The 564-nt window shown below is 69.1% G+C and carries 1 protein-coding gene; it reads right to left on the bottom strand.

The genetic code is table 11. The features are described from left to right. On the bottom strand, nucleotides 1–564 hold a 564-nt coding region (locus DNK49_RS23250; protein ID WP_207807113.1), incomplete at both ends, for an FAD-binding protein.

Raw genomic sequence — 564 nt, 5'->3', positions numbered from 1 at the left:
TCGCCACGATCACCTTGGAATCCTTCATGCCCGCCAGGTGCTGGATGGCCCCGGAGATGCCCACCGCGATGTACAGCTGCGGCGCTACGATCTTGCCGGTCTGGCCCACCTGGTAGTCGTTGGGCACGTAGCCCGCATCGACCGCGGCCCGGCTGGCACCGAGCGCAGCACCCAGCTTGTCGGCCAGCGGCTCGAGCAGGGCATGGTAGTTCTCGCCGCTGCCCACGCCACGACCACCGGACACGATGATTTTGGCCGCACCCAGTTCGGGGCGGGCGCTCTTGGTGATCTCACGACCGACCAGTGCCGACAGGCCCAGGTCGGCGGCGGCCGGGATCGCTTCGACCGCAGCGGCACCGCCCTCGCCCGCTGCTTCGAAGGCGGTGCTGCGCACGGTGATGACCTTGATCGGGTCGGTGCTCCTGACCGTGGCCAGCGCGTTGCCGGCGTAGATCGGGCGCACGAAGGTGTCGGCCGCTTCGATGCCGACGATGTCGCTGATCTGCGCCACATCCAGCTGCGCCGCCACCCGCGGCAGCATGTTCTTGCCTGCGCTGCTGGCCG

The organism is Parazoarcus communis SWub3 = DSM 12120 (genome assembly GCF_003226565.1).
GTDB classification, from domain to species: Bacteria; Pseudomonadota; Gammaproteobacteria; order Burkholderiales; family Rhodocyclaceae; genus Parazoarcus; species Parazoarcus communis.
Note: the sequence above shows the minus strand (reverse complement) of the source record. Positions and strands in the feature narration are given on the sequence as shown.